The organism is Priestia megaterium (genome assembly GCF_046599315.1).
GTDB lineage: Bacteria > Bacillota > Bacilli > Bacillales > Bacillaceae_H > Priestia > Priestia megaterium_F.
The window spans coordinates 292,873-315,662 of record NZ_JBKIKC010000004.1 but is presented as its reverse complement, the minus strand read 5'-3'; the positions used below and the strand labels follow the sequence as shown (position 1 = coordinate 315,662).

Here is a 22,790-nt window from a genome sequence, read left to right as displayed (position 1 = left end):
TGCTCACCAACATGCAAAAAAGCAGATACATACGTATCTGCTTTTCTTTAATTTAACACCGTAATTTTCACTGTACGACGTCCGAATGCTTTTGCAGCTGATTCAGAAGGTACTAATACGTCGATTCGATATCCTTTAATCGCACCGCCCGTATCACCTGCTGTTGCCACTCCATATCCTTCTACATATACTTTTGAGCCCAATGGAATAACCGATGGATCTACAGCAATAATTTTATGGGTACCTGAACTTACATTTTGTCCAGTAGCTGTTACGCCGCTACAACCTGCACAATTAGCTGTATAAGCTGTTGCTTCTACATACATTTCTTTTCCAGAATGTTTTTGTGTGCTTTCTTCTTTTTTCGTTTCTTTTGCTTCTGAAGAAACGGCTGCTTTCTTCTCTGTAGCTGCAGCTGTTTTTACTTCTAGTTTTGGCTCTGCTTTTACTTCTTTTTTAGCTGTCGCTAGCTCAGCTTGACGCTTTGCTTCTGCATCAGCCTCAGCCTTTTCAACTGCCTGCTGTTTTGCCACTTGCTCAGCTTGCTTTTGAGCTGCTTCTTTTTCTTTTGCAATCTTATCTTGAATGCCTGTTAATTCAGACTGAAGATTTGCTTTTTCTGAAGAAGCTGCATCAATTTCATTTACGACCGTGCTGTATTTTTCTTGCATAGTTGTTAACGTTGCTGTTTGTTTTGCAACGTTTTTATCTAATTCAGCTTGCTTAGCCGCTAAGCTACCTTTTGCTGCTTCTAGTACTTTTTCTTGCTTATCAATTTCTTTTTTATCTTTTTCAATTTGATTTAAGTCATTTTGATGCTGCTTTAGAATATCATTATCTGCTGACAATAGAGTGGTTACAGCACCCATACGTGCAACAAAATCTCCAAAGTTATCAGCATTCATTAATGTATCAATAACAACGCTTGTTTTATCATCCTGCTGTAAAGCAACTAGTCGATGTTCAATAATATCTTTACGACTTAACACTTTCTCCTGAAGCACAACGATCTCTTTTTTCTTTTTCTCAATCATTTTGTTCGCTTCTGAGATTTGCTTTTCAGTTGATGCCAACTCTTTTTTATTGTTAGAAATTACCGTATGTAATGAATTTAATTGTGATTGAATGTTTTGAACATCTGAATTGATAGACTGTTTCTCTTTCTCTTTTTGTTGAACAGCCTTTTCTGCTTCTTTAATTTTATTCTCAGTACTCTGGAGCGCTTCTTCATTCGATTGGGCGTGAGTCTCTGTAATGCCGGTCATGAAGAAAATTCCTGTGACTGCTGCAAGAGTCATACGCTTAAAAATTTTCATAAAGTAATAGTCCCCTTTCCTCATAGACATAGTTATACCATAAAAAACTACCTGTTTATGTTACAATACAGTTAAAAATTTCCCATAATCTGTATAACCAAGAATCTCTTTCTGGGAATTTACCACCATAATGCTTTGATAGAGAGGTTTACTGTTTATTGAAAAAGATATATTTTTGTCATAAACAAAGCAAAATCCCCCTTCAAAAATAGAAATAAGCGCTCATTATTACAGATATATTACAAATTTTTCACAGAAAGTTATGTCTTTTTCCGTCTTTTTTCGGTGTTTTTTACTTTTTATTACATAAATTCCACATACGTAATTCCTATACTATTTATAAAGGTGTGACTTTTTCACTTCTTTTTCACACCTTATATAAACAAAAAGACGCCCATAAATCGAATGAGCGTCTTTTTCTCAACACGTATAACTACGTTATTTTTCAGAGGTTACTAGTTTTAAAGGTACAGGAATTTGTTTATCTACTTTTTTGCCTTGAAGAACATTTTTAGCAGACTTTACGGCAAGTTTACCAATTAAAACAGGCTGCTGAGCTACAGTTGCTCCTAGTTTCCCTTCTTTTACTGCTTTAATTGCATCGTCGTTTCCATCAAACCCTACTACTAACACATCTTTTCCTGAGCTGTTAATAGCTTGAATAGCTCCTAATGCCATTTCGTCATTATGGGCAAATACGGCTTTGATACCAGGATTTCCTTGAAGAACATTCTCCATGACGTTTAACCCTTTTGTACGGTCAAAGTCAGCTGATTGTTTAGCTGTAATATCTAGCTTTTGATCTGCAACGTTGTGGAACCCTTTTCCTCGTTCACGAGTTGCTGAAGCTCCCGGCACGCCTTCAAGTTCTGCTACTTGAGCTTTTTCCCCCACTTTTTTCACAATGTAATCAGCAGCCATTTGACCACCTTTTACATTATCTGAAGCTACCAATGTTTCCACTTTCCCTTTTTCTGCTGAACGATCTAGCGTAATAACTGGAATACCTACATTATTAGCGGATTGTACTGCTGTTGAAATAGCAGCTGAATCCGTTGGGTTAATAAGCAGAATGTTAACACCTTGCTGCATTAAATCTTCTACATCGTTAATTTGTTTTGCTGAATCATTTTGAGCATCTACTACAACTACTTCCATACCTAGTTTTTTTGCTTCTTTTTGTACTCCTTCTTTTAGCGAGACAAAGAACGGATTATTTAATGTAGAAACAGATAAACCAATTTTAATATCTTTTAAATTTTTACTTTGAGATGGTTTCGCCCACTCAGGAGGCTGAAGTGAACAAGCCCCTAACAGTAATAATGAAAATGATAATAGCACGAGCCAAATTTTCTTCATGTTTTCCCCTCCTAAGCTGATTTCTTGCGATCGATTAATACCGCGATTAAAATAACAATTCCTTTTACGACCATTTGATAAAATGACGAAACGCCAAGTAAGTTTAAGCCATTGTTTAACGTTCCGATAATCAACGCACCAATTAATGTTCCAACAATGCGTCCACGTCCTCCAGAAAGACTTGTTCCACCTAGTACTACTGCAGCAATAGCATCTAACTCATAAGATGTACCTGCAGTTGGCTGAGCAGAGTTCAAACGAGAAGTCAGAATCGCTCCTGATAGCGCTGCCAATAATCCTGCTAGTGAGTAGATCATAACCTTAACTTTTGGCACTTTGATTCCTGAAATAAATGCCGCTTTTTCATTTCCCCCGATTGCATATGTTCTACGGCCAAACGGCGTCTTATGCAAAATCACCCATAGGACAGCAAATGCTAGTACCATCGTAATCGCCGGAACAGGGATACCTAGAAAATAGCCGCGACCAAATAATTGGAAGTAATAATTTTCACCCAAGCCGGTAATTGGATTTCCATCTGTATAAACAAGCGTTAACCCTCTAAAAATTGTCATCGTAGCTAGCGTCGCAATAAACGGCGCCATTTTGCCTTTTGTAATAAGTAAACCGTTAATCATACCCATTACAGCTCCTAACACACACCCTATTAAAATAGCTAAAATAGGATCTACACCTGACACAATCATACCTGCCATTAAAGCACTTGATAGAGCAAGTATAGAGCCAACTGACAAATCAATTCCGCCTGTTAAAATGACAAATGTCATACCGAATGCAATTAAGGCATTAATGGCTACTTGACGCAGCAAGTTTAAAATATTTAAAGGTTCTAAAAAGCTTGGATTTAAAATCGATACAATAACAATAAGAATAAATAGACCTAGTAATGGACCTAGCTTTTGCATCATGTTATCAACACGACTTTCTTTTATCGCTGTGTTTGCTTTCATTTTACTGACCTCCTGTTGCAAATGTCATAATTTTTTCTTGAGTTGCTTCTTCATTTGTCAGTCCACCTGTTATTTTTCCTTCATGCACAACAAGAATGCGATCGCTCATACCGAGTATTTCCGGAAGCTCTGAAGACACCATAATGATGGCCACGCCTCTGTCTGTGAGTTCATTCATAAGCTGATAAATTTCACGCTTCGCTCCAACGTCTACTCCTCGAGTTGGTTCATCTAAAATCAGCACTTTTGGTCCAATGCCAATCCACTTGGCGATAACTACTTTTTGCTGATTTCCTCCCGATAAGTTAGCTGCACTCGTCTCAGACGACTCGGTTTTGATCGTTAAGCGTTTAATAAGCAAATCTACAAATTGCTGTTCGCTTTTTTGTTCAATAAAGCCTTTAGGCGAAAAGCTGAATAGACTTGGAAGCGCAATATTTTCTCGAATAGAAAAATCTAGGACGAGCCCTTCTGTTTTACGGTCTTCTGTAATGAACCCGAGACCCAATTTAATGGCTTGATCGGGCTTTGTGATGTTGACCCGTTTGCCATTTAATATAATTTCACCTTTTTCTAACGGATCAAGTCCGAAGATAGCTCGCATAATTTCCGTTCTGCCAGCTCCCATCAACCCTGCAACGCCAACAATTTCTCCTGATCGCACTGAAAAATGAATGTCTTGAAATACACCTTTTCTCTCCAGGCCTTTTGCTTCAAATACAACGTCTCCTTTAGTAGAAGTCCTAGCAGGAAATCGATCCGTTAATTCTCTTCCTACCATTTTACGAACGACATCATCGAAGCTGGTTTCTGGAATCGGCTTTTTATCCACTGTCTGTCCGTCACGCATGACCGTAATGGAATCACAAATAGCGAAGATCTCTTCCATACGATGTGAAATATAGACAATCGATACACCTTGTTTTCGCAATGCATTAATCACGTCAAATAACTTTTGAATTTCTCTTTCAGTAAGCGCTGCTGTTGGCTCATCCATGATAATGACTTTTGCATTCGTCATCAGCGCTTTGGCTATCTCAATCATTTGCTGCTGTCCGACCGAACAAAGTCCCGCTTCTTGATCAAGAGGAATGGTAACCGCTAATTTTTCAAACTGCTCCTTTGCTAACGCTTTCATTTCTTTTGTTTTTAAAAAACCTAAAGATGTTTTTAATTCTTTGCCGATAAATAAATTCTCAAGCACCGTCATTTCAGGCCAAACGTTTAGCTCTTGATGAATGAAAGTAATTCCATTTTGTTCTGCTTCTTTTGGATTTTGGAAATATGTTTCTTTGCCATCAATCAGAATCTGCCCTTCATCTTTTTTATGAAGGCCGGTTAAAATATTCATCAGCGTAGATTTTCCTGCTCCATTCTCCCCCATTAGTGCGTGAACTTCACCTTCATGTAATTCAAAATCCACACCCCGTAGTACACGGTTTGCTCCAAAGGCTTTATGAATCCCTCTCATTGCAATATGCATGCTGTTCACCTCTTTTAAAAAATAACTCCCGCTTGTAAAATGCAGTTTGCATAAGGAGTTGCTTCTCCTGTACGAATTACCACTTTTGCTTTGCTTGTTAGCATTTTTAATTGTTCATGCGATACTTCTTCTACTAAGATGTTTTGCTTTTCCATTAACTCGTAAGCCTTTTGATTTCTTTCTTTCATTTCAGCTGCAATCACTATTTTTTCTGTAGCCATATCTTCTAATACAGCCATTACTACATCTTCAAAGCTAGGCACTCCTAACTTTAAAGACAAATCAATTTTAGGTACATTACTAGGAACAGGTAACCCTGCATCCGCAATGACAATTGTGTCTGTATGACCTAAATCTGTTAGTATCTTTGTAATATGACTGTTAATCATTCCATGTCGTTTCATTTACAGGCTCTCCTCCACTTCTTTTCGAGTCGGCATGCCGCCTTGAGCACCAAATTTAGTGACAGATAGCGAAGCTGCGCGATTGGCAAATTGAATTCCTTTTTCAAAACCCATTCCTTCGGCAAGTGCCACAGCAAGCGCTGCGTTAAATGTATCTCCTGCTCCTGTTGTATCAACCGCTTCTACTTGATAAGAAGGAACCAACACTTCTTTCTCGCCGTTAAAATAGCGTACACCTTGTTTTCCTTCTGTAATGAACAATTTATTTGGATACTGTTTTAACATTTCTACTTTTTCTTTTCCTTCAAATAAAAGGGCTGCTTCATGTTCATTTGGAGTGATGTAAGAAACTTGTTCAATCACTTCTGCTTTTAATGGTCTTGCAGGGGCTGGATTTAATAAAAGCGGTACGTTTAATTCCTTACACAGCTGAGCAACATATTCAACCGTTTCTTCTGGAATTTCTTGCTGAATAAGCACGATATCGGCTTCTTTAATTTTTTCTTTTGCTTTTTCTACGTAATCGGGCGTAATATAATCGTTTGCACCTTTGACAACTACAATGCTATTATCACCTTCAGCAAGTATAATGTGGGCTGTTCCGCTATCCGAACCTGTAACCGGTTTCATATTTTCTATAGATACACCGTTTGATTTAAAATTATCTACAATTGCTTTTCCATAATGATCTTCGCCCACACACCCGATCATACTTACATCAGCTCCAAGACGGGCTGCTGCAACAGCTTGGTTGGCTCCTTTTCCTCCTGGAACAGTTTTGAATGATTCTCCTAATACTGTTTCTCCAGCTCCAGGACGAATATTTGATGTTACTACTAAATCCATTGATGAACTCCCAATCACAGTTACTTTAGCCATGTTCCTCAACCTTTCGTGTCGTATTTCGTTCAATAAACGTAACGGGTAATTGTACTTGCTTTTGAATTAAAGGTTCTTTTTTAATGCACTTCATTAACAACCCTGCTGCTTGCTTGCCCATTTCATAAGCAGGCTGACGAATTGTAGACAACGCTGGAAACGAAAAGCGGCTTTGCGGAATATCATCAAAACCAATCACTTGTAGATCATCAGGCACGCTTTTTTCTAATCGAAACGCTTCGTGTAAAACAGCTGTGGCCACAATGTCATTACTTGCAATTATTCCGTCTGTTTCAGGATACTTTTGAAAGATCTCCTTTGCCCATTTCTGCGCATCGTCAAACGCTAGAGAATTTGTATTTAATACGTAAAAGTCTGCATCAGACTGACTCAAAACAGACAGAGAACCTTGAAAACGTTCCTGGGCAGGCTTTACATTTACTGGACCTTTGATAAGTGTAATTCTTTTACTTCCTCTTTTGATTATTTCTTCTGCAGCAAGTTTCCCACCTTCAAAACCATCAGCATAAACAGATGGATACTGATTAGAACTTCTATCTAAAAATACTACGGGAAACGTAAGACCTTCATATAGTTTTTGAGCTAGACTTGTCGTTGCCGTAATCATTCCTACTACATGATTTTGCGTAAACGTTTGGAGATAGGTTAACTCTTTCTCTAACTGCTCATCACTATTGCCAAGAATTAAACGAAATCCATGGCTATGTACTTCATCTTCTATTCCTCGTGCAAGCTGAGGGAAAAAAGGGTTTGTAATGTCTGGAAGGAGGAGACCAATCAAACGTGATTCACGTGTATAAAGAGAACGGGCTACTTCGTTAGGGCTGTAGTTTAATTTTTGAATTGTATTCATTACTCGCACACGCGTGTCTTCTTTTACATATCCTGTACTGTTTAAAACGCGTGAAACGGTCGCAACGGACACGCCTGCTTCTTTTGCTACATCGCGAATTGTTACCACTTTATTTCCCTCCTTTTATGTATGTAACCGTTTACACAAATAATAACATGGAAAAATGAAGTTGACAATCTTTTTATCAAAAAAAAATCACTCCATTAAGAAGTGATTTTTCTTTCATTAGATATTAGCGTCTAGTTTCTTAAATAATTTCAAAAATTGCTCTTGATCTTTCGGTTCATAGCAAGAAAAGAAATGAGCAATCATCTTTTGCACAATTTCATTTGCTTCTTCAATCACTTGTTCACCTTTAGCTGTTAACTCAATGTTTACTTTACGGCGATCTTCTTTAGAGTGATAGCGTGAAACTAACTCCAAGTCTATTAAACGATTAATAACAGGAGTAATTGCGCTAGGCTTTACGCGCATCTCTTCTGCCAGCTTGGTTACTCCAATGTGACTGCATTTACCGATAATTAATAAGATATGATATTGAAAAGGTGTAATCCCTTGTGAAAGTAACCTTTCTTTTATCTCTGCCATTACCTTTTTGTTAAGGGATATCGAAATTCTCTGGACCTCTTCAATAAATGTGAGCTGTTCCATGTTTTGACGTCCCCTTTCTTATAATCAGGGAGTCGATTGTAACATGTCAGCCCCCTGTTGCACTCCAAGCGAAACCGAACCTGGGGAGAGCGGCTGGTTTCGCAGAATGCTTATAACCTATTTTCTATCTATTTTATTCCGTACTGTTATAATAGAAGAAACTCATTCATTATCGTTTTTCTTAAACGATCTTAAAGCTTTACGAAAAGCGTCATCATTCATAACGTCACGTTCTTCTTTTGTAAAAACCGTGTCGTCTTTTTCGCCTTCTCTAAACTTTTGTAGCACTTGACGATACATATCATCATTCATGACACCTTTTTCTCTCTTATGTCTAGATGTTCTTGTTTCCGTCTTCGCCTGCGGCTCTTTTGGCTCTTCTCTTGGTGCTGCAGGTTTTTCTGCTGCTTTTTTCTCTTCTACTTTTGACTCTTTAGGAGCATTTGAAGCAGCCGCTTCTTTTTTAGGTGGAACTGTACGCTGCCGCTTAGAAGATGATGCTTTGGCATTCATTGTAATAATTAGTACAACCAGAATCACAGCTACAACGATCAGTAAAATACCTAACATACCGTCACCTACTGTCCTTGTGTCATTCGTTTAGTCACTTGAACAACACGTTCTCCTAACGCTTTACCCAGCGCTTGGTCGTTCTCTGTTAATAATTCGTCACCTTCGATTGGACAAGTAATTCCAACACCGTAATAAGTACCGTACAGCGCATTTTCTGGAATGTTACCTGGTAAGCCGGCAATAATCATACCTTGATGAAGCATCGGTGTAATTAAATTTAAAAGCGTCGCTTCTAAGCCACCGTGCGTTGTAGCTGTTGTACAGAACACCGCACCTACTTTATTAATTAATTTACCTTCTGCCCATAGATAACCTAATTTATCAATCCACGTTTTCAACCCTGAACTAATTGTCCCAAAATGCCCTGGGCAGCCCCAAATAATAGCATCCATTTCAGGCAGTTCACGTACATCTGCTTCTTCTACATGCTTTACATATACGGTTGCTTCTCCAGACAGCTCAGCGCCAGAAGCAATTGCTTTTGCTAATGCCTCTGTATGTCCGCCTTCACTATCATATACGATACAAATTTTCATCCTTTATCCCTCCGTTGCTTATGAGTTCATATCTTTTGGTGCCGGTAACATACGAATATCGTCTGTTTTTTCTTTTTCTGTCTCTTCTACTTCTACTACCGCATCTTTACGAACATCACGTAGGAAGAAACTTAAAATCAATCCAATAATGGCAATAATAACTGTCCAATAAAACGCGTCGTTAATTCCTTGTACAGTTGCTTGTGCTTGAACTTTTCCAGCTAAAGTTGTTAAAGCTTGTTTTTGCGCCTCTGTTTGAGAAAGGTGAAGCGTTTGAGCAATCTTTTGAACAAATACCTGGAAGTTATTCATAAAGAATGGATCAGATGTATTCATTGAACTGCTCATTTCATTTACATGATATGTTGTGCGATTTGTAAAGATTGTAGTCATTAAACTGATACCGATTGAACCACTAACCTGACGAAGCGTGTTCGACATTGATGTACCGTGGCTGCTTAATTTTGCCGGCAGCTGATTTAAACCAGCTGTCATAATTGGCATCATCAATAATGACATACCGAATGCACGGATCATATAAATAATAACAATATGGCTAAATGGTGTTTCTAGCGTTAATTTTGTAAATTCAAATGTTGTTACAACCGTAATCAACATCCCAACAATCCCTAGTGGACGCGGTCCTAATTTATCAAACAGCGTACCAGAAATTGGTGACATGACTAACATAACAAGTGCACCAGGCAAGATTAATAAACCTGAGTCAAACGCTGAATAGCCACGAATGTTTTGTAAGTAAATTGGCAATAAGAACATACCAGCATACATGCTAATTGTAATGGCAATACTAATGATGTTAGATAATGAGAAAATATTGTATTTGAATACCCTCACATCAAGTAAAGGACTCTTAAGTCGAAGCTGTTGAATAACAAAAATGATTAATAAGACGATACCGCCAATCATCGTTGATAATACAACTGAATCCGTCCAACCATCATTTCCAGCTTCACTGAAGCCGTATAAAAGTAAAGCCATACCTACAAGAGATGTAATTACAGAAATTAGATCTACTTTTACATGTTGAGGTGGTTTAATATCTTTTAATTTAAAAGCTGCAATAATAAGTACGAGCGCGCCTAGTGGCACCATTCCCGTAAATAAAATGTGCCAGTCATAATTTTGAATAACCCATCCTGAAAGCGTCGGTCCAATTGCCGGAGCGAACATCATGGCTAAACCAAAGATACCCATTCCTTTTCCGCGCATATGAGGAGGGAAAATAAATACGATAATGGTCATAACTAGAGGTGCTAGTACGCCGCCTCCGACTGCTTGGACAAGACGTCCGATTAGCATAATCGAGAAAGTAGGCGCAATTCCGCAGACAAGTGCCCCGATAGTAAAGCAGGCCATTGCAAATAAGAATAAGCGACGAACGCCAAAACGTTCAATTAAATAGGCTGACAATGGAATAAGTGCACCATTTACAAGCATATACCCTGTAAGCAACCACTGTGCCGTATTAGCCGTAACGCCAAATTCTGTAATCAGATGCGGAATCGCAACGTTTAGCAGCGTTTGGTTTAAAATTGCTAAGAATAATCCAAGCATAAGTACGATTAGCAGCGGGATATGCTTTTTAACTGAGCTTTCCTCTGTTTGTATCGTGTTTGCTGACATCAGTTCCTTCCTCCTTTCTTCTCTTCTTCACCATATACGTGATTAGTTTTTAGAGATTTTCACTTCCGCATTCATACCTGGTAGTACGTTCTCAGAGTAGTTAGAAATAGAGATTTTAACAGGAACTGTTTGTGATACTTTTGTATAGTTGCCGTCTGAATTAGAGCTTGGCATTAATGAGAAAATTGAGTTTGTTGCATAACCGATTTCTTCTACTTTTCCATCGATTGTTGTTTTAGTATCTCCGTCAACTGTTACATCAACGTCATCACCAGCTTCAATATCTTTTAATTTGTCTTCTTTAATGTTTGCAATGATAAATAAGTTATTCATATCTACTTCGCTAGCAATTTGTTGACCAGCTTGAACCATTTGATTTTCTTTCACCTGTGTTTTGATGATTTTACCGTCTTCTGGTACTGTAACTGTTTTTTCTCCATCTTCTGATTGGATTTTAGCTACTTCATCGTCTTTTGAAACATCTTTACCTTCTTCAATATTCCAGCTTGCTACTTTACCTGCCGCTGGCGATACTACTGTATAAAGGTCGCCGGACACTTTTGCATTGTCTGTGGATACATAATTAGATTTTTGAATATAATAGTATCCCCCACCAATAATTAAAGCTAATACCACAATAATTCCGATAAAGTTCATTAAAATTAAACGTCCTCTTGACATTTATTTTACCTCCTTAATATTTCATTCAGTTAAGTATTACGCTAGATAACTTTATCACAAAGATATTTAATTGTAAATAACTTTGAATTTAATTTATTTTAAAAACTAAACATTTATGTTTCATAAAGTTTTCCCGACTGAATACTTTACTACATATTTAACTGAAATACAACTTAAAAGTTTTGGTTTCTTTACAAGTACTTTACTTTACTTTAAAGTTAGATATATAAGCATAGGGTTATACGCAAAAACAGCTCTTTTTTTGGAACAAACTCCCTATATACATAAACCACAATAGGTAACTAGCAGTAATTGTTTAACACCTATAATGAAAAAGAAAAGGTGATTATGATGGATCAGCAGTTAATAGATAAACTAGAAAAGCTTGACCAGGTTAAAACCTCATTATTTGAACTCAAGCGAAAGCTCTTGGAAGATAAAATCAGTGAGCAGCCCTATAATTTAACCATTACCAAATTTTTAATTCTAAAATTTATCGGAGTCAGCTCTAAACGTATGGTAGCCGAAATTTCTTCCAATCTAAAGCTAACCTCGGGCGCTACTACCATTTTATTAAATCAATTAGAAGATGATGCACTCATTAAGCGCGTGCGCGACCAAAAAGACCGCCGAATTGTATGGATATCATTAACAAATGCTGGCGAAACATTAGTGAACTATGTAATTGAGCAGCGAAATTTATTTTGGCAAGACATGCTTTTTGCTCTAACTCCTGAAGAACAGGATGAGTACCTTCGCATGCTTGAAAAAATGGAAAAACGAATTAGACAAACTATGGATCATTAATGATAAAAAGCGTGTGTTCATTTATTTTATGGACGCACGCTTTTTATTACCTGCTACTGACGGGTTTAAAACCCTGATTGTTTCCTACCTTTAAAATTCAGGATTATTTTTCAAAAATCCTCTCCAAGCCTGTGCTGTAGCTTTCTCAATTTCCTCTTTGGAAGCATGAAGCCTCTTAGCGCTATCTCCATAGCCAATTTCGACCTTACCCTGTTTCAGTTCTTCAAATATTGAATCAGCAAAGTCAGCAAGAGGTGCTCCAAATGTATGAAGTCCCGGTCCTCCTAAATCCGTGTTCACGGCTGGAGGAAGAATTTCTATTACATCAGTATTTGTTTCTTCTACTTGATGTCTTAAACTAATCGTAAACGACCTTAACGCCGCTTTTGTTGCGCTGTAGATTGGCACCCATACTCCAGGTGTTAGAGACAGCCCGGACGTTACGTTAATAACCGCTGCACGTTCTTGTTGAACGAAATGAGGAAGCAATAACGAAGTCAAATGAATAGGTGCACTCACATTACTCATTAGTTCTTTTTCATAGTACTGCCACTCTTCCTGCATGCGTAAAAGATTTACGCGCTGCTGAATACCTGCATTATTAACGATAACATTTAATTTTGGGAATGTTTCGGTCGCCCATTTTACTAACTCCACTCTGCTTTCTTCTATTGATACGTCACACACTTTTGTATGTAGTGAAGGGAATTTTTCTTTTGCTTCTTGGAGCTTTGATTCTCGTCTGCCACAAATAATAACTTGATTTCCTTCATTTAAAAACCGTTCTGCGAGCGCCAGCCCAATCCCTGACGCTCCGCCCGTAATTAGAATGGTGTTTCCTGACATTTTCATTACTCTTCCTCCTCATTCAACCATCACATTTACTTTTTTAATAAACAAAACGCTACTGCATGAGTAACAATAGCGCTTTGTTTATTATTTATCTTATGAAACGTTTTACTCTTGTTTTAAAATTAAAAGTCAAAGTTATCCGGATCTGGACCTACGCGATGGTTTTGATTTAATGCGTTAATTCTTTCAACTTCTTCTGCATTTAATTCAAAATCAAATACGTCTGCATTTTGGATAATACGATGTTCTTTTGTTGATTTAGGAATGGTTACTACTTCGTTTTGCAAGTCCCAACGTAAAATAACTTGAGCAGTTGATTTTCCGTGTTTTTCAGCAATTTGAGTTAACACTTCATTATCAAGTAGCTCACCTTGTGCAAGCGGTGACCAAGCTTCCACTTGAATTCCTTGTTTTTTACAGTATTCACGCACTTCTGTTTGGGTTAAAAGTGGATGAAATTCAATTTGGTTTACCATCGGCTTAATTTCTGCGTCTGCAATTAAGTCTTCTAAATGATGAACTTGGAAGTTCGACACCCCAATTGCACGAATTTTCCCATCTTTATAAAGCTTTTCAAGTGCTTTCCACGTATCTTTATATTGACCTTCAACCGGCCAGTGAATTAAGTATAAATCTAAATAATCAAGACCTAATTTATTTAAGCTTGTTTCAAACGCTTGGAGAGTCGTGTCATATCCTTGATCTGCATTCCACACTTTTGATGTAATAAATAATTCTTCGCGAGAAACGCCTGATTCTTTGATGGCTTGTCCAACGCCTTCTTCATTTTCATAAATTTTAGCCGTATCAATGCTTTTGTATCCAGCTTTGATTGCATATTTAACTGAATCTACAACTTCTTGACCATCTTCTACTTTATAAACGCCTAGACCTAACCAAGGCATTTTAACGCCGTTTGCTAAAGTCGTGGTTGACTGTAAGTTTTCCATGTTACTGTTCAGCTCCTTTTTTATTATTGAATTATTCATAAAGAGTAATTGCTTGTGAAATTTGTTCTGCGCATTGTTTAACAAGTGCAGCATGTTCTTCGTCTTTCTCTTGTGAAATACGAACAGATGGACCTGATAAAGCAATAGCGGCCATTATTTTTCCTTTTTTGAAAATAGGGGCTGCAATACAGCGAACGCCAAGTTCCCTTTCCTCATTGTCGATCGCATAGCCTCTTTCCTTACTTAAAGCTAAGTCAGCTTCCAGCTCGTCCAATTCGGTGATTGTTCGATTGGTATATGCTTCAAGCGAAAGTTCGTTAAGAATAGATTTTTGCACGCTGCCCTCTTGATAAGCAAGAATACACTTACCAATAGCATTTGCATGAAGCGGCTTTTTATTTCCTACTTCAGAATGCGTACGAGTGCTATATTGCCCATTCACCACCTGAGTTGTAACCATTTGTTTATGATGGAGAATTCCCGCGTAAATAGTCTCATTGGTCTCTTCACTCAGCTTCTGCATAGCAGGGACAGAGAGCCAATTCATTTCATAGTTCGTATGCATCGTATTTTGTACGAGTGTCAATACCAATTGTGGTGAAACCGTATAGCGGTTAGACGGGTTTCTTACAATAAATCCGTTTTGTTCGAGCGTGCTTACTAGACGATACATCGTACTCTTATTAAAACCGAGCGCTTCCATCATTTCTGGAATAGTCATATTCGGACGGTTTAAAAGCAAAGAGAAGATATCTAATCCTTTTTTTAAAGTTCCAACCTCGGACATGCCCTTCTTCCTCCTTTTATCCGAACAACAATTTTATTATAAAACAGAGCTTTTTATTGTATCAAATAAGGAATCTTTTTTAAGTTCATTTCCCTATATGAGAGAATATATGACGTAATTGTTCTTTCTAATCTATTCCACTGTTTTTTCTATTTAAACATAAAAAAAAATTAACAATAGAATTTTTTTACATTTCCTTGTATATCACTCGTTAACTTCTTCAAATCGCTTCAGCTGCTCCAGCTGATTTTCCTTTTTCATAATTTCTTTCTGACGCTCACCCAGTAGATCGAAATGAGGGTAGCCGGATCGATTATCGATATACTTAGCGGGAATATCATACTTTTCTCCCCACTTAATCAGCTTATTTAAGTCACCGCAACCTACTTTTGTTACAGTAGTTGCATTTGGAAAACGCTCATCAAGCCAGTAATGAGTTAAAAATGCAATCTCTCCTCGCTTAACAGCTGCTTTCCATGCGTTTAGTTCTGAGCGTTTGATTCCAAATGCCATTATTTCACCTTTTCTCTTTTATATAAGTAGTCACATCGTTTGTTTATTGTAAATGATATCCATATGAAAATCTTTCATAATACCTTGTCTATTTATAACCATTTTAAAAGAACACTGGATTTTCTCTACTCATTTCCTATCTAACATTATTGGGTGCTTATGATTTTATCATCATCTTCTCTTACTTTTCAAAAGACTAAATAAAAAAATAACCTTTAGATAATAACGAGAAGCCTTATATGTAGAAGAAACTAAGAATTAATTTAAACATTCCTTTTTTAAATGATTTTTCTTTTATATTGAATGCTGTTCGTTTTTTATTATGGTAGTATTTATTTAGTTTGAACCTTTAGTAAATTAAAAAACTTCCAACGTTACCATTCTCGTAAAAAGACAGAATTTACTTTTTATTCCGAAAATAATATAATTCAAGTGACATGAAGCATTTAGCTTCATCTATTTATTATCAAAGGGGGAATTTCGCTTGGCGATGAATGAAAATTCTTTAAAGAAGGTAAACACTGCTTCTTCCTCTCCTGATTACACAGAAATTGTACAGTCTGCTTCTTTTCAAAAGCTTTTGAAACAAAAGCGCAATTTTATTTTACCGCTCTCTCTGTTTTTTCTTGCTTTTTATTTTACTCTGCCTATCTTAACGGCTTACACAACTGTCTTAAACAAACCAGCTTTTGCTTCTATGACTTGGGCATGGGTATTTGCTTTTGCACAGTTTGTAATGACTTGGACCCTATGCATCTTGTACACAAAAAGAGCCGCAAAATTTGATGAACTTGTTAACACAATTAAAAAAGAAGCCGCAAATTGAATAGGAGGTTGAACGAATGAACGTACTAGCTTTTTCACTTTTTTTAGCCATCGTAGGTCTTACACTAATTATTACGTATATGGCATCAAAGCGGACAAAAACGACCAGTGATTTTTATACAGCAGACGGAAGTTTAAGCGGCTGGCAAAACGGAATGGCGATTGCTGGAGATTATATGTCTGCTGCATCATTTTTAGGTATAGCAGGAATGGTAGCGCTTTCTGGATTTGACGGTTTTTTTTACAGCATTGGCTTTTTAGTTGCCTATTTGGTTGTGTTATACATTGTAGCTGAACCACTCCGCAACTTAGGAAAGTACACGATGGCAGACATGATAGCAGCCCGTTTTAACGAAAAGAAAGTTCGGGGAGTTGCTGCATTAAACACGATTACCATTTCCATTTTTTACATGATTGCGCAGCTTGTTGGAGCAGGAGCATTAATTCATTTATTACTTGGTCTAGATTATGTGTACTCTGTCTTGATCGTTGGCGTTCTGATGACGGTTTACGTTGTATTTGGAGGAATGACGGCGACTAGCTGGGTACAGATTGTCAAAGCCTTGCTTCTTATGGTTGGCACGTTCATTATTTCCATTATTGTATTTTCAAAATTTGACTTTAGCTTAGCAAAAATGTTTTCGGAGATGAAAACCGCAACTCCTCTTGGTGACGGCTTTTTAAACCCGGGCAATAAATTCAAAAATCCGCTAGACATGATTTCATTGAATTTAGCTCTTGTTCTTGGTACAGCAGGCTTGCCTCATATTCTTATTCGTTTCTTTACAGTAAAAGATGCCATCACTGCACGAAAGTCTGTTATTTATGCAACGTGGATCATTGGCGCCTTTTACATTATGACGATCTTTTTAGGATTCGGAGCTGCTGCATTCGTAGGATACGATGATATTATCAAAGCAAATGCAGCAGGAAATATGGCAGCTCCTCTTCTCGCTCAAGTTCTTGGTGGAGATTTTCTTTTTGCATTTGTCTCAGCTGTAGCATTTGCCACGATTCTAGCTGTTGTAGCTGGACTAGTGCTCTCAGCAGCTTCAGCATTCGCGCATGACTTCTATAGCCATATTTTGCGTAAAGGAGCTGCTACTGAAAAAGAACAAGTAGTAGCGGCACGATGGGCTTCTATTGGGGTATCCATCCTATCTATTATTCTTGCATTATTTGCTCAAAACATGAACGTGGCATTTTTAGTGGCACTTGCGTTTGCAGTAGCAGCGAGCGCTAACTTGCCAATTATTCTCCTCACTATTTTTTGGAAACGCTTTAATACAGCAGGAGCAGTTACCGGCATGTTAGTTGGGCTATTCAGCTCATTGTTTTTAGTCGCCATTAGTCCAAATGTGTGGGCACCTGAGCCGGGAGCCGCTATCTTTGTAGGTGAACCGCTCATCACGCTAACAAATCCTGGTATTATCTCTATTCCTCTAGGCTTCTTAGCTGCTTTTATAGGAACACTTCTTTCCTCTAAAAAAGCAGACGAAAAGAAATTTGATGAGATTTTAGTAAAAGCAAATACAGGTATGGGAATCGAAAAGCCCGTTAAACATTAATTGCGAAAAAGCCTTGAAGCAGTTTGCTTCAAGGCTTTTTTTACTAGAATAAATCCTCTTGCAAGCCAGCAGCGGCAATTTGTTCATTTCTAAACTTTACAGCTAACATATGCTCTTCTTCCCACGTGCATTCAAAAAACAGCCCAAGTTCTCTTGTATCATGAGGTACTTCAGGTACAAAAATTTGAATACACTCAACCAAAACACCGATGTCTTTTCGATTTTCAACATTCGGAACTAGTAAGTCTACCACGTCTTTTTCAACTTGAGTTCTGTACTCATCTCGTACCTGTTGGTAATAATCAAAAAGAGCTTTTTCTGTCCTCTTTAACAATAATTCACCTTGAAGCCAAAATCCTTTAAAGGCCTCTTCTTGTTGTTTTTGAAATGGCTTCTCTTTATCTCCATCAATTGTCAACAACACGTGTTGTTTTTGTCCAAAGAAAGTGACCTGTTTTTCTCCAACCCAGCCCGAGTCATATAACAAAGATCCAAAAAGTGGATGGTGTACTCGTAATGTTTGACTCATTGCATATCTGACCCTCTCAAAAAGTGGATTTCTGCTTGCACTGGCGTATAATTAATGGTGCTTGAAACAAACTTTTAAACTTATTCTATGTTACCATATTTTTTACAGAAAGGAGTGCCACAATGTGTGAATACAATTAAATCTTTGTACCCTTACTTGAAACCTTACAAATGGCTCGCGCTTTTTGCCCCGCTATTGATGGTAATTGAAGTGTTAGCTGACCTTCTTCAGCCTACTATCATGCAGCATATCATTGATTATGGCATTGCAAACAACAATCAAACTTATGTTATTACTCGAAGCATCCTTATGCTCATGTTAGCTATAGTCGGCTTAGCTGCTGGTATCGCCTGCGCCATCTTTAGTACAAAAGCGGCAGTAAACTTTTCTACTGATATTCGCAAATCGCTTTTTGAAAAGATTGAAAACCTCTCTAACAGCAACAGAGACAAACTAGGGACTGGTCACTTAATTACTGTCATGACAAATGATGTAACGAGTGTTCAAAACGCATTGAATATGACGCTAAAAGTATTAGTTAGAGGTCCTCTACTTTTTGCAGGAAGTATCGTTATTGTATTATTAACCGCTCGTTCTTTGTTTCCTATCATTGTCGTGGTCGTGCCTATTTTATTTTTATGCATTTGGTTTGTAATCACGAAATCTGGAAGACTTTTCAAAAAAGTTCAGCAAAGAGTTGATCGTGTAAACACAAAAGTTCAAGAGAATTTATCAGGGATGCGTGTAGTAAAAGCGTATGTAAGAGAATCATATGAAATCAATCAGTTTAAAGAAGCAAACAACTCCTTGACACGAGCTAATATGAGTGCTGTTCAACTTATCTCTCTTTTAATCCCCGTTATTTTATTTGTGGTAAATATCGGAATGGTAGCTACTCTATGGCTCGGAGGACTTCAAGTTGAGGCAGACAAAATTGAAGCAGGTGTGATTTTAGCTTTTATCAATTACCTAACGATTATTTTAAACGGACTTATGTCAAGCAGCATGGTGTTGATGCAAATTACACGTGCATTCCCTTCAGCTGAACGAATCGATCATGTTTTAAAGACAAAGATAGACATTCCTCCAGCAAACTCTGCTGCTCAAATCAACAGACTTAAAGGTGATCTATCGTTTCAAAACGTTACATACAGCTACAGTAAAAATGGCGAAAACGTTTTAAAAGATATTTCATTTACTGCTAGACATGGGGAAACCATTGGCATTATCGGCTCTACTGGGAGCGGAAAATCCACGCTTGCAAAGCTTATTTCTCGCTTATATGATCCTGATGACGGCCAAATCTTCGTAGATAGAAAAAACATTACGGACTATGACGTAAAAGAGCTTCGCTCATCCATTGGGTTTATTCCTCAAAAAGCTACGCTGTTTACCGGTACGATTGATATGAATATTCGAATGGGAAAAGATCATGCTTCTTCCTCAGAAATTGAAGATGCTGCGGCTTTTGCATGCGCAACGGAGTTTATTGAAAAACTCCCAGAGAAATATGAGTATCCTTTAACGCGAGGAGCTACCAATTTATCAGGAGGGCAAAAGCAGCGCCTTTCAATCGCTCGTGCATTTGTTAGAAAGCCTGCTATTCTCGTCATTGATGATGCAACTTCGGCGTTGGATGCTGTCTCAGAAGCGCAGGTACTAAAACATTTAAAAGAAGAGTTTGCTGATGCGACCGTCATTATCATTGCATCTAAAATTTCGTCTCTTCTCCACGCTGATCATATTATCGTCATGGATGAAGGAAAAATTGCTGAACAAGGGACTCATGAAGAACTGCTTCGCCATCGCTCTCTTTATTACGACATTTATCTTGCACAAGGCGGAAAAGAGGTGTTGCCTAGTGAATAATCAAGGCAAAAATCAAATGAGCTCTATTCGCGGTCCCAGAGGAATGGTGAAAGGCCCTGTAGTTAAGCCAAAGAATGCTAAAAAAACACTGCACAGAATTTGGTCATATATGGGGAAACGAAAACCTCCGCTTGTGGCGGCGATTATCTTAGTCATTGTGACTTCCCTGCTTAATTTATTAGGCCCTTATTTAATTGGGGTTATTATTGATGAGCATATTATTCCTAAAGATATCAGCGGAACGGTACGAATGTCACTCACTCTAGCAGGAATTTACATTACAACATCTTTATTAACATGGCTACAAACCTATTTAATGGTGAACGTTTCGTTTACGACTATTGGAATGCTCCGCCAAGATTTGTTTGCAAAGCTTCAGACTCTCTCCCTCCGCTTCTTTGACAAGCGAGCTCACGGAGAGTTAATGAGCAGAGTCACGAATGATATTGATAATCTAAACAACGCTCTGAGTCAAAGTGTTATTCAAGCTCTGTCTTCTATTTTGTCTTTAATTGGCATTACCATCGCAATGTTCTCGCTCAACTGGATTCTTGCAATTATCACGCTAATTGTTATTCCATTAATGGTTATAATTGTTCGACAAATATTAAAAAGAAGCAGTGAAAATTTTGTCAAACGACAAAAAGACTTAGGTGAGCTAAACGGCTTTGTAGAAGAAACAATCTCTGGAGGAGAAGTTGTCACGCTTTTTAGTAAGGAAAAAGATTTTTTAACTGTTTTTAATGAACGAAACGAACAGCTAAGAAGTTCAGCAACAAAAGCAGAAACATTTTCAGGCTTTTTAGGTCCTGTCACAAACTTCATTAATAACTTAGGTTTAGCGCTAGTGATTGGGGCAGGAGCATTTATGGCTGTTCAAGGTAGCGTTACAGTTGGGATGATCGCTTCATTTGTTAACTACTCACGTCAGTTCTCTCGCCCAATCAGTCAAATGGCAAACTTAGTAAACACCATTCTTTCGGCTATTGCCGGCGCAGAGCGCGTGTTTGCAATCATGGATGAGCAGCCGGACGTTACAAACAAGCCAAACGCTCTTTCTGTTACAAAATTTATAGGGGACGTCGCTTTTGAGAACGTATCATTTGGCTATACCGATGAAAAAATGATTTTAAAAAATGTTACACTTGCAGCAAAAAAAGGTGAAATGGTTGCGTTAGTCGGTCCAACAGGCTCCGGTAAAACAACGATCATTAATTTACTCACACGATTTTATGACATCGCAAACGGAGAAATTAAAATTGACGGCCGCTCCATTAGTGACTATAAAATCCATGATTTAAGAAACCGAATCGGCATTGTTCTCCAAGATACCTATTTATTTTCTGGTACGATTGCAGATAACATTCGATTTGGCAGGTTGAATGCCAGTGATGAAGAAGTTAAAAGCGCAGCAAAAATGGCAAATGCTCATTCTTTTATCAAGCACCTGCCGCAGCAATACGACACCGTTATTTCAGCCGGCGGAGGAAATTTAAGTGAAGGCCAAAAGCAGCTTTTATCAATTGCTCGAGCCATGCTTTCTGACTGCGATATCTTAATTTTAGACGAAGCTACTTCCAATATTGATACAAAAACAGAAATTGATATTCAAAGAGGAATGAGTAATCTATTAAAAGGAAAAACAAGTTTTGTGATTGCCCATCGCCTCAAAACGATTGAAAATGCGGACCAAATTCTTGTTTTAAAAGACGGACAAATCATTGAAGAAGGAAACCATCACGAGCTTCTAGAGCAACAAGGCTTTTACCACAAGCTTTACACGCAGCAGTTTACCATTTAAAAGGCAAACACATTCATTGTGTTTGCCTTTTTCATTCTATTATTTATCTATCACAGCTACAATTTTCCCCTTTACTCGACGAGTCGCCAGTTCATCTAATGCTGCCGGCACTTCGTCTAGTGAAATAACTTTTTCCACGAGAGCATTTAGCTTATTTTCTTGTAAAAGCAAAAGCATTCTATCTCCCATGTCAGCAAGTTTTTGCTATTCTTTTACGCTATTAGACTGATGTACACTCCCTAATGCAACTTGATGAAACGATAGCGGATGCGCAAACGAAATCGCATCGTTTACATTAGGCGGTCCTGCGATAAATGCAATTTGATCATTAAAAGCAAGATCCTTCCCAAGCTTTCATCAAGATCTCCCCTTTTAAATTTCTTCCTTCAATTAAAAGTTCTTTTTCAGTATAATAAATACAAGTTATATACAAAAACGGCACTTTCGTGTAACCAGGTACCGTCTCGGTAACCTAGGTATATGGATACCAAATTATTATATCCATATTTCATACCTGTTTATGAATGGAGGATTAACGTTGAAAGCAACCCAATATAATATACCTGTTGAAGCAACGCTTGAAGTAATCGGCGGGAAGTGGAAAGTCGTTATTTTATGCCTATTAAAAGAAGGCGAAAAGCGCTTCAGTGAACTTCAGCGAGCTATGCCTGCTATTACAAAAAAAATGCTTTCCCAACAGCTGAAGGAATTAGAAAAAGATGGTATAGTTAATAGAAAAGTATACAATGAAGTTCCGCCTAAAGTAGAGTACTCACTCAGTGAAGAAGGCGAAACCTTACGAGAAATTTTAAACATGATGTGCGCATGGGGAGATAGAAGAATGGGAAACAACTCAAGTTGCAACTAATTTCTCCTAGCGGCTCTGCCGAAACAAACGAATAGCTGTTGTGAGGAGCT

General features: G+C 37.8%; 24 protein-coding genes. 6 read left to right on the top strand and 18 right to left on the bottom strand.

Annotated features, from left to right (window positions below):
• Nucleotides 1–47: 47 nt before the first annotated feature.
• From ACLHDF_RS15935 to ACLHDF_RS15880, 12 genes are all read right to left on the bottom strand, one after another.
• Nucleotides 48–1,316, bottom strand: a complete 1,269-nt coding sequence (locus ACLHDF_RS15935) for a 3D domain-containing protein (protein WP_413919696.1) — start codon at nt 1,314–1,316, stop codon at nt 48–50.
• A 438-nt stretch (nt 1,317–1,754) separates the two neighbouring features.
• A complete protein-coding gene (rbsB, locus tag ACLHDF_RS15930; RefSeq protein ID WP_251394765.1) occupies nt 1,755–2,675 on the bottom strand; it encodes a ribose ABC transporter substrate-binding protein RbsB in 921 nt (306 codons plus the stop codon).
• Nucleotides 2,676–2,686: 11 nt separating this feature from the next.
• Nucleotides 2,687–3,646 carry a ribose ABC transporter permease RbsC gene (rbsC, locus tag ACLHDF_RS15925; RefSeq protein ID WP_413919695.1) on the bottom strand — a complete coding sequence of 320 codons (960 nt, stop codon included), beginning with the start codon at nt 3,644–3,646 and terminating at the stop codon, nt 2,687–2,689.
• Between the two features lies 1 nt (nt 3,647).
• Nucleotides 3,648–5,129: a sugar ABC transporter ATP-binding protein gene (locus ACLHDF_RS15920; protein ID WP_413919694.1), complete on the bottom strand. Its 1,482-nt coding sequence runs from the start codon at nt 5,127–5,129 to the stop codon at nt 3,648–3,650.
• A gap of 14 nt (nt 5,130–5,143) precedes the next feature.
• Complete coding sequence (gene rbsD / locus ACLHDF_RS15915) at nt 5,144–5,533, bottom strand: D-ribose pyranase (protein ID WP_320518250.1); 390 nt, start codon at nt 5,531–5,533, stop codon at nt 5,144–5,146.
• The gene (gene rbsK / locus ACLHDF_RS15910; RefSeq protein ID WP_413919693.1) at nt 5,534–6,412 is read right to left on the bottom strand and encodes a ribokinase; all 879 of its coding nucleotides are present in this window, start codon (nt 6,410–6,412) and stop codon (nt 5,534–5,536) included. It lies immediately after the preceding gene.
• Nucleotides 6,405–7,394, bottom strand: a complete 990-nt coding sequence (locus tag ACLHDF_RS15905; RefSeq protein ID WP_413919692.1) for a LacI family DNA-binding transcriptional regulator — start codon at nt 7,392–7,394, stop codon at nt 6,405–6,407. Before ACLHDF_RS15905 ends, rbsK begins: the two co-directional genes overlap by 8 nt.
• A 117-nt stretch (nt 7,395–7,511) precedes the next feature.
• Nucleotides 7,512–7,937 (bottom strand): MarR family winged helix-turn-helix transcriptional regulator, encoded by a 426-nt coding sequence (locus tag ACLHDF_RS15900; RefSeq protein ID WP_251394755.1) that lies wholly within the window; start codon nt 7,935–7,937, stop codon nt 7,512–7,514.
• A 162-nt stretch (nt 7,938–8,099) separates the two neighbouring features.
• Nucleotides 8,100–8,507: a hypothetical protein gene (locus ACLHDF_RS15895; protein ID WP_413919691.1), complete on the bottom strand. Its 408-nt coding sequence runs from the start codon at nt 8,505–8,507 to the stop codon at nt 8,100–8,102.
• A gap of 8 nt (nt 8,508–8,515) precedes the next feature.
• The gene (locus ACLHDF_RS15890) at nt 8,516–9,046 is read right to left on the bottom strand and encodes an NAD(P)H-dependent oxidoreductase (RefSeq protein ID WP_303531228.1); all 531 of its coding nucleotides are present in this window, start codon (nt 9,044–9,046) and stop codon (nt 8,516–8,518) included.
• An 18-nt stretch (nt 9,047–9,064) separates the two neighbouring features.
• Nucleotides 9,065–10,690 (bottom strand): DHA2 family efflux MFS transporter permease subunit, encoded by a 1,626-nt coding sequence (locus ACLHDF_RS15885; RefSeq protein WP_413919690.1) that lies wholly within the window; start codon nt 10,688–10,690, stop codon nt 9,065–9,067.
• A gap of 42 nt (nt 10,691–10,732) precedes the next feature.
• Nucleotides 10,733–11,371 (bottom strand): HlyD family efflux transporter periplasmic adaptor subunit, encoded by a 639-nt coding sequence (locus ACLHDF_RS15880; RefSeq protein ID WP_413919689.1) that lies wholly within the window; start codon nt 11,369–11,371, stop codon nt 10,733–10,735.
• Nucleotides 11,372–11,722: 351 nt separating this feature from the next.
• On the opposite strand from ACLHDF_RS15880, the gene ACLHDF_RS15875 reads away from it, so the two are divergent.
• Nucleotides 11,723–12,178: a MarR family winged helix-turn-helix transcriptional regulator gene (locus ACLHDF_RS15875; RefSeq protein ID WP_413919688.1), complete on the top strand. Its 456-nt coding sequence runs from the start codon at nt 11,723–11,725 to the stop codon at nt 12,176–12,178.
• Between the two features lie 90 nt (nt 12,179–12,268).
• Here ACLHDF_RS15875 and ACLHDF_RS15870 read toward each other — a convergent pair whose 3' ends face one another.
• The 4 genes from ACLHDF_RS15870 to ACLHDF_RS15855 all read right to left on the bottom strand — a co-directional run bounded on the left by ACLHDF_RS15870 (nt 12,269) and on the right by ACLHDF_RS15855 (nt 15,280).
• Nucleotides 12,269–13,030: an SDR family oxidoreductase gene (locus ACLHDF_RS15870; RefSeq protein ID WP_413919687.1), complete on the bottom strand. Its 762-nt coding sequence runs from the start codon at nt 13,028–13,030 to the stop codon at nt 12,269–12,271.
• 122 nt (nt 13,031–13,152) lie between these two features.
• Entirely contained in the window at nt 13,153–13,980 is an 828-nt protein-coding gene (locus tag ACLHDF_RS15865; RefSeq protein ID WP_413919686.1) for an aldo/keto reductase, read from the bottom strand.
• 31 nt (nt 13,981–14,011) lie between these two features.
• On the bottom strand, nt 14,012–14,767 hold the full coding sequence (locus ACLHDF_RS15860) for an IclR family transcriptional regulator (RefSeq protein WP_413919685.1): 756 nt from the start codon (nt 14,765–14,767) through the stop codon (nt 14,012–14,014).
• Nucleotides 14,768–14,971: 204 nt separating this feature from the next.
• Nucleotides 14,972–15,280 (bottom strand): hypothetical protein, encoded by a 309-nt coding sequence (locus ACLHDF_RS15855; RefSeq protein ID WP_413919684.1) that lies wholly within the window; start codon nt 15,278–15,280, stop codon nt 14,972–14,974.
• Nucleotides 15,281–15,770: 490 nt separating this feature from the next.
• On the opposite strand from ACLHDF_RS15855, the gene ACLHDF_RS15850 reads away from it, so the two are divergent.
• Nucleotides 15,771–16,106 (top strand): DUF485 domain-containing protein, encoded by a 336-nt coding sequence (locus tag ACLHDF_RS15850; RefSeq protein WP_413919808.1) that lies wholly within the window; start codon nt 15,771–15,773, stop codon nt 16,104–16,106.
• A gap of 16 nt (nt 16,107–16,122) precedes the next feature.
• Nucleotides 16,123–17,673, top strand: coding sequence for a cation acetate symporter (locus ACLHDF_RS15845; protein ID WP_413919683.1), 1,551 nt, complete (start codon nt 16,123–16,125; stop codon nt 17,671–17,673).
• 43 nt (nt 17,674–17,716) lie between these two features.
• Here ACLHDF_RS15845 and ACLHDF_RS15840 read toward each other — a convergent pair whose 3' ends face one another.
• Nucleotides 17,717–18,202: a DUF6985 domain-containing protein gene (locus ACLHDF_RS15840; protein ID WP_413919682.1), complete on the bottom strand. Its 486-nt coding sequence runs from the start codon at nt 18,200–18,202 to the stop codon at nt 17,717–17,719.
• A 126-nt stretch (nt 18,203–18,328) separates the two neighbouring features.
• Here ACLHDF_RS15840 and ACLHDF_RS15835 point away from each other — a divergent pair, with 126 nt between their 5' ends.
• The gene (locus ACLHDF_RS15835; protein ID WP_413919681.1) at nt 18,329–20,071 is read left to right on the top strand and encodes an ABC transporter ATP-binding protein; all 1,743 of its coding nucleotides are present in this window, start codon (nt 18,329–18,331) and stop codon (nt 20,069–20,071) included.
• A gap of 16 nt (nt 20,072–20,087) precedes the next feature.
• Complete coding sequence (locus tag ACLHDF_RS15830) at nt 20,088–21,872, top strand: ABC transporter ATP-binding protein (protein WP_413919807.1); 1,785 nt, start codon at nt 20,088–20,090, stop codon at nt 21,870–21,872.
• A 39-nt stretch (nt 21,873–21,911) separates the two neighbouring features.
• On the opposite strand, the gene ACLHDF_RS15825 is transcribed toward ACLHDF_RS15830, so the two are convergent.
• On the bottom strand, nt 21,912–22,049 hold the full coding sequence (locus ACLHDF_RS15825) for a zinc-binding dehydrogenase (RefSeq protein WP_413919680.1): 138 nt from the start codon (nt 22,047–22,049) through the stop codon (nt 21,912–21,914).
• Between the two features lie 343 nt (nt 22,050–22,392).
• On the opposite strand from ACLHDF_RS15825, the gene ACLHDF_RS15820 reads away from it, so the two are divergent.
• Nucleotides 22,393–22,740, top strand: coding sequence for a winged helix-turn-helix transcriptional regulator (locus ACLHDF_RS15820; protein ID WP_413919679.1), 348 nt, complete (start codon nt 22,393–22,395; stop codon nt 22,738–22,740).
• Nucleotides 22,741–22,790: the final 50 nt, after the last annotated feature.

What these genes read in the sequence shown, in the direction of transcription:
- ACLHDF_RS15935 (WP_413919696.1), bottom strand. Translation starts at nt 1,316, where the DNA reads ATGAAAATTTTTAAGCGTATGACTCTTGCAGCAGTCACAGGAATTTTC.
- rbsB (WP_251394765.1), bottom strand. Translation starts at nt 2,675, where the DNA reads ATGAAGAAAATTTGGCTCGTGCTATTATCATTTTCATTATTACTGTTA.
- rbsC (WP_413919695.1), bottom strand. Translation starts at nt 3,646, where the DNA reads ATGAAAGCAAACACAGCGATAAAAGAAAGTCGTGTTGATAACATGATG.
- ACLHDF_RS15920 (WP_413919694.1), bottom strand. Translation starts at nt 5,129, where the DNA reads ATGCATATTGCAATGAGAGGGATTCATAAAGCCTTTGGAGCAAACCGT.
- rbsD (WP_320518250.1), bottom strand. Translation starts at nt 5,533, where the DNA reads ATGAAACGACATGGAATGATTAACAGTCATATTACAAAGATACTAACA.
- rbsK (WP_413919693.1), bottom strand. Translation starts at nt 6,412, where the DNA reads ATGGCTAAAGTAACTGTGATTGGGAGTTCATCAATGGATTTAGTAGTA.
- ACLHDF_RS15900 (WP_251394755.1), bottom strand. Translation starts at nt 7,937, where the DNA reads ATGGAACAGCTCACATTTATTGAAGAGGTCCAGAGAATTTCGATATCC.
- ACLHDF_RS15895 (WP_413919691.1), bottom strand. Translation starts at nt 8,507, where the DNA reads ATGTTAGGTATTTTACTGATCGTTGTAGCTGTGATTCTGGTTGTACTA.
- ACLHDF_RS15890 (WP_303531228.1), bottom strand. Translation starts at nt 9,046, where the DNA reads ATGAAAATTTGTATCGTATATGATAGTGAAGGCGGACATACAGAGGCA.
- ACLHDF_RS15885 (WP_413919690.1), bottom strand. Translation starts at nt 10,690, where the DNA reads ATGTCAGCAAACACGATACAAACAGAGGAAAGCTCAGTTAAAAAGCAT.
- ACLHDF_RS15880 (WP_413919689.1), bottom strand. Translation starts at nt 11,371, where the DNA reads ATGTCAAGAGGACGTTTAATTTTAATGAACTTTATCGGAATTATTGTG.
- ACLHDF_RS15875 (WP_413919688.1), top strand. Translation starts at nt 11,723, where the DNA reads ATGGATCAGCAGTTAATAGATAAACTAGAAAAGCTTGACCAGGTTAAA.
- ACLHDF_RS15870 (WP_413919687.1), bottom strand. Translation starts at nt 13,030, where the DNA reads ATGAAAATGTCAGGAAACACCATTCTAATTACGGGCGGAGCGTCAGGG.
- ACLHDF_RS15865 (WP_413919686.1), bottom strand. Translation starts at nt 13,980, where the DNA reads ATGGAAAACTTACAGTCAACCACGACTTTAGCAAACGGCGTTAAAATG.
- ACLHDF_RS15860 (WP_413919685.1), bottom strand. Translation starts at nt 14,767, where the DNA reads ATGTCCGAGGTTGGAACTTTAAAAAAAGGATTAGATATCTTCTCTTTG.
- ACLHDF_RS15855 (WP_413919684.1), bottom strand. Translation starts at nt 15,280, where the DNA reads ATGGCATTTGGAATCAAACGCTCAGAACTAAACGCATGGAAAGCAGCT.
- ACLHDF_RS15850 (WP_413919808.1), top strand. Translation starts at nt 15,771, where the DNA reads ATGAATGAAAATTCTTTAAAGAAGGTAAACACTGCTTCTTCCTCTCCT.
- ACLHDF_RS15845 (WP_413919683.1), top strand. Translation starts at nt 16,123, where the DNA reads ATGAACGTACTAGCTTTTTCACTTTTTTTAGCCATCGTAGGTCTTACA.
- ACLHDF_RS15840 (WP_413919682.1), bottom strand. Translation starts at nt 18,202, where the DNA reads ATGAGTCAAACATTACGAGTACACCATCCACTTTTTGGATCTTTGTTA.
- ACLHDF_RS15830 (WP_413919807.1), top strand. Translation starts at nt 20,088, where the DNA reads ATGAGCTCTATTCGCGGTCCCAGAGGAATGGTGAAAGGCCCTGTAGTT.
- ACLHDF_RS15825 (WP_413919680.1), bottom strand. Translation starts at nt 22,049, where the DNA reads ATGCTTTTGCTTTTACAAGAAAATAAGCTAAATGCTCTCGTGGAAAAA.
- ACLHDF_RS15820 (WP_413919679.1), top strand. Translation starts at nt 22,393, where the DNA reads ATGAATGGAGGATTAACGTTGAAAGCAACCCAATATAATATACCTGTT.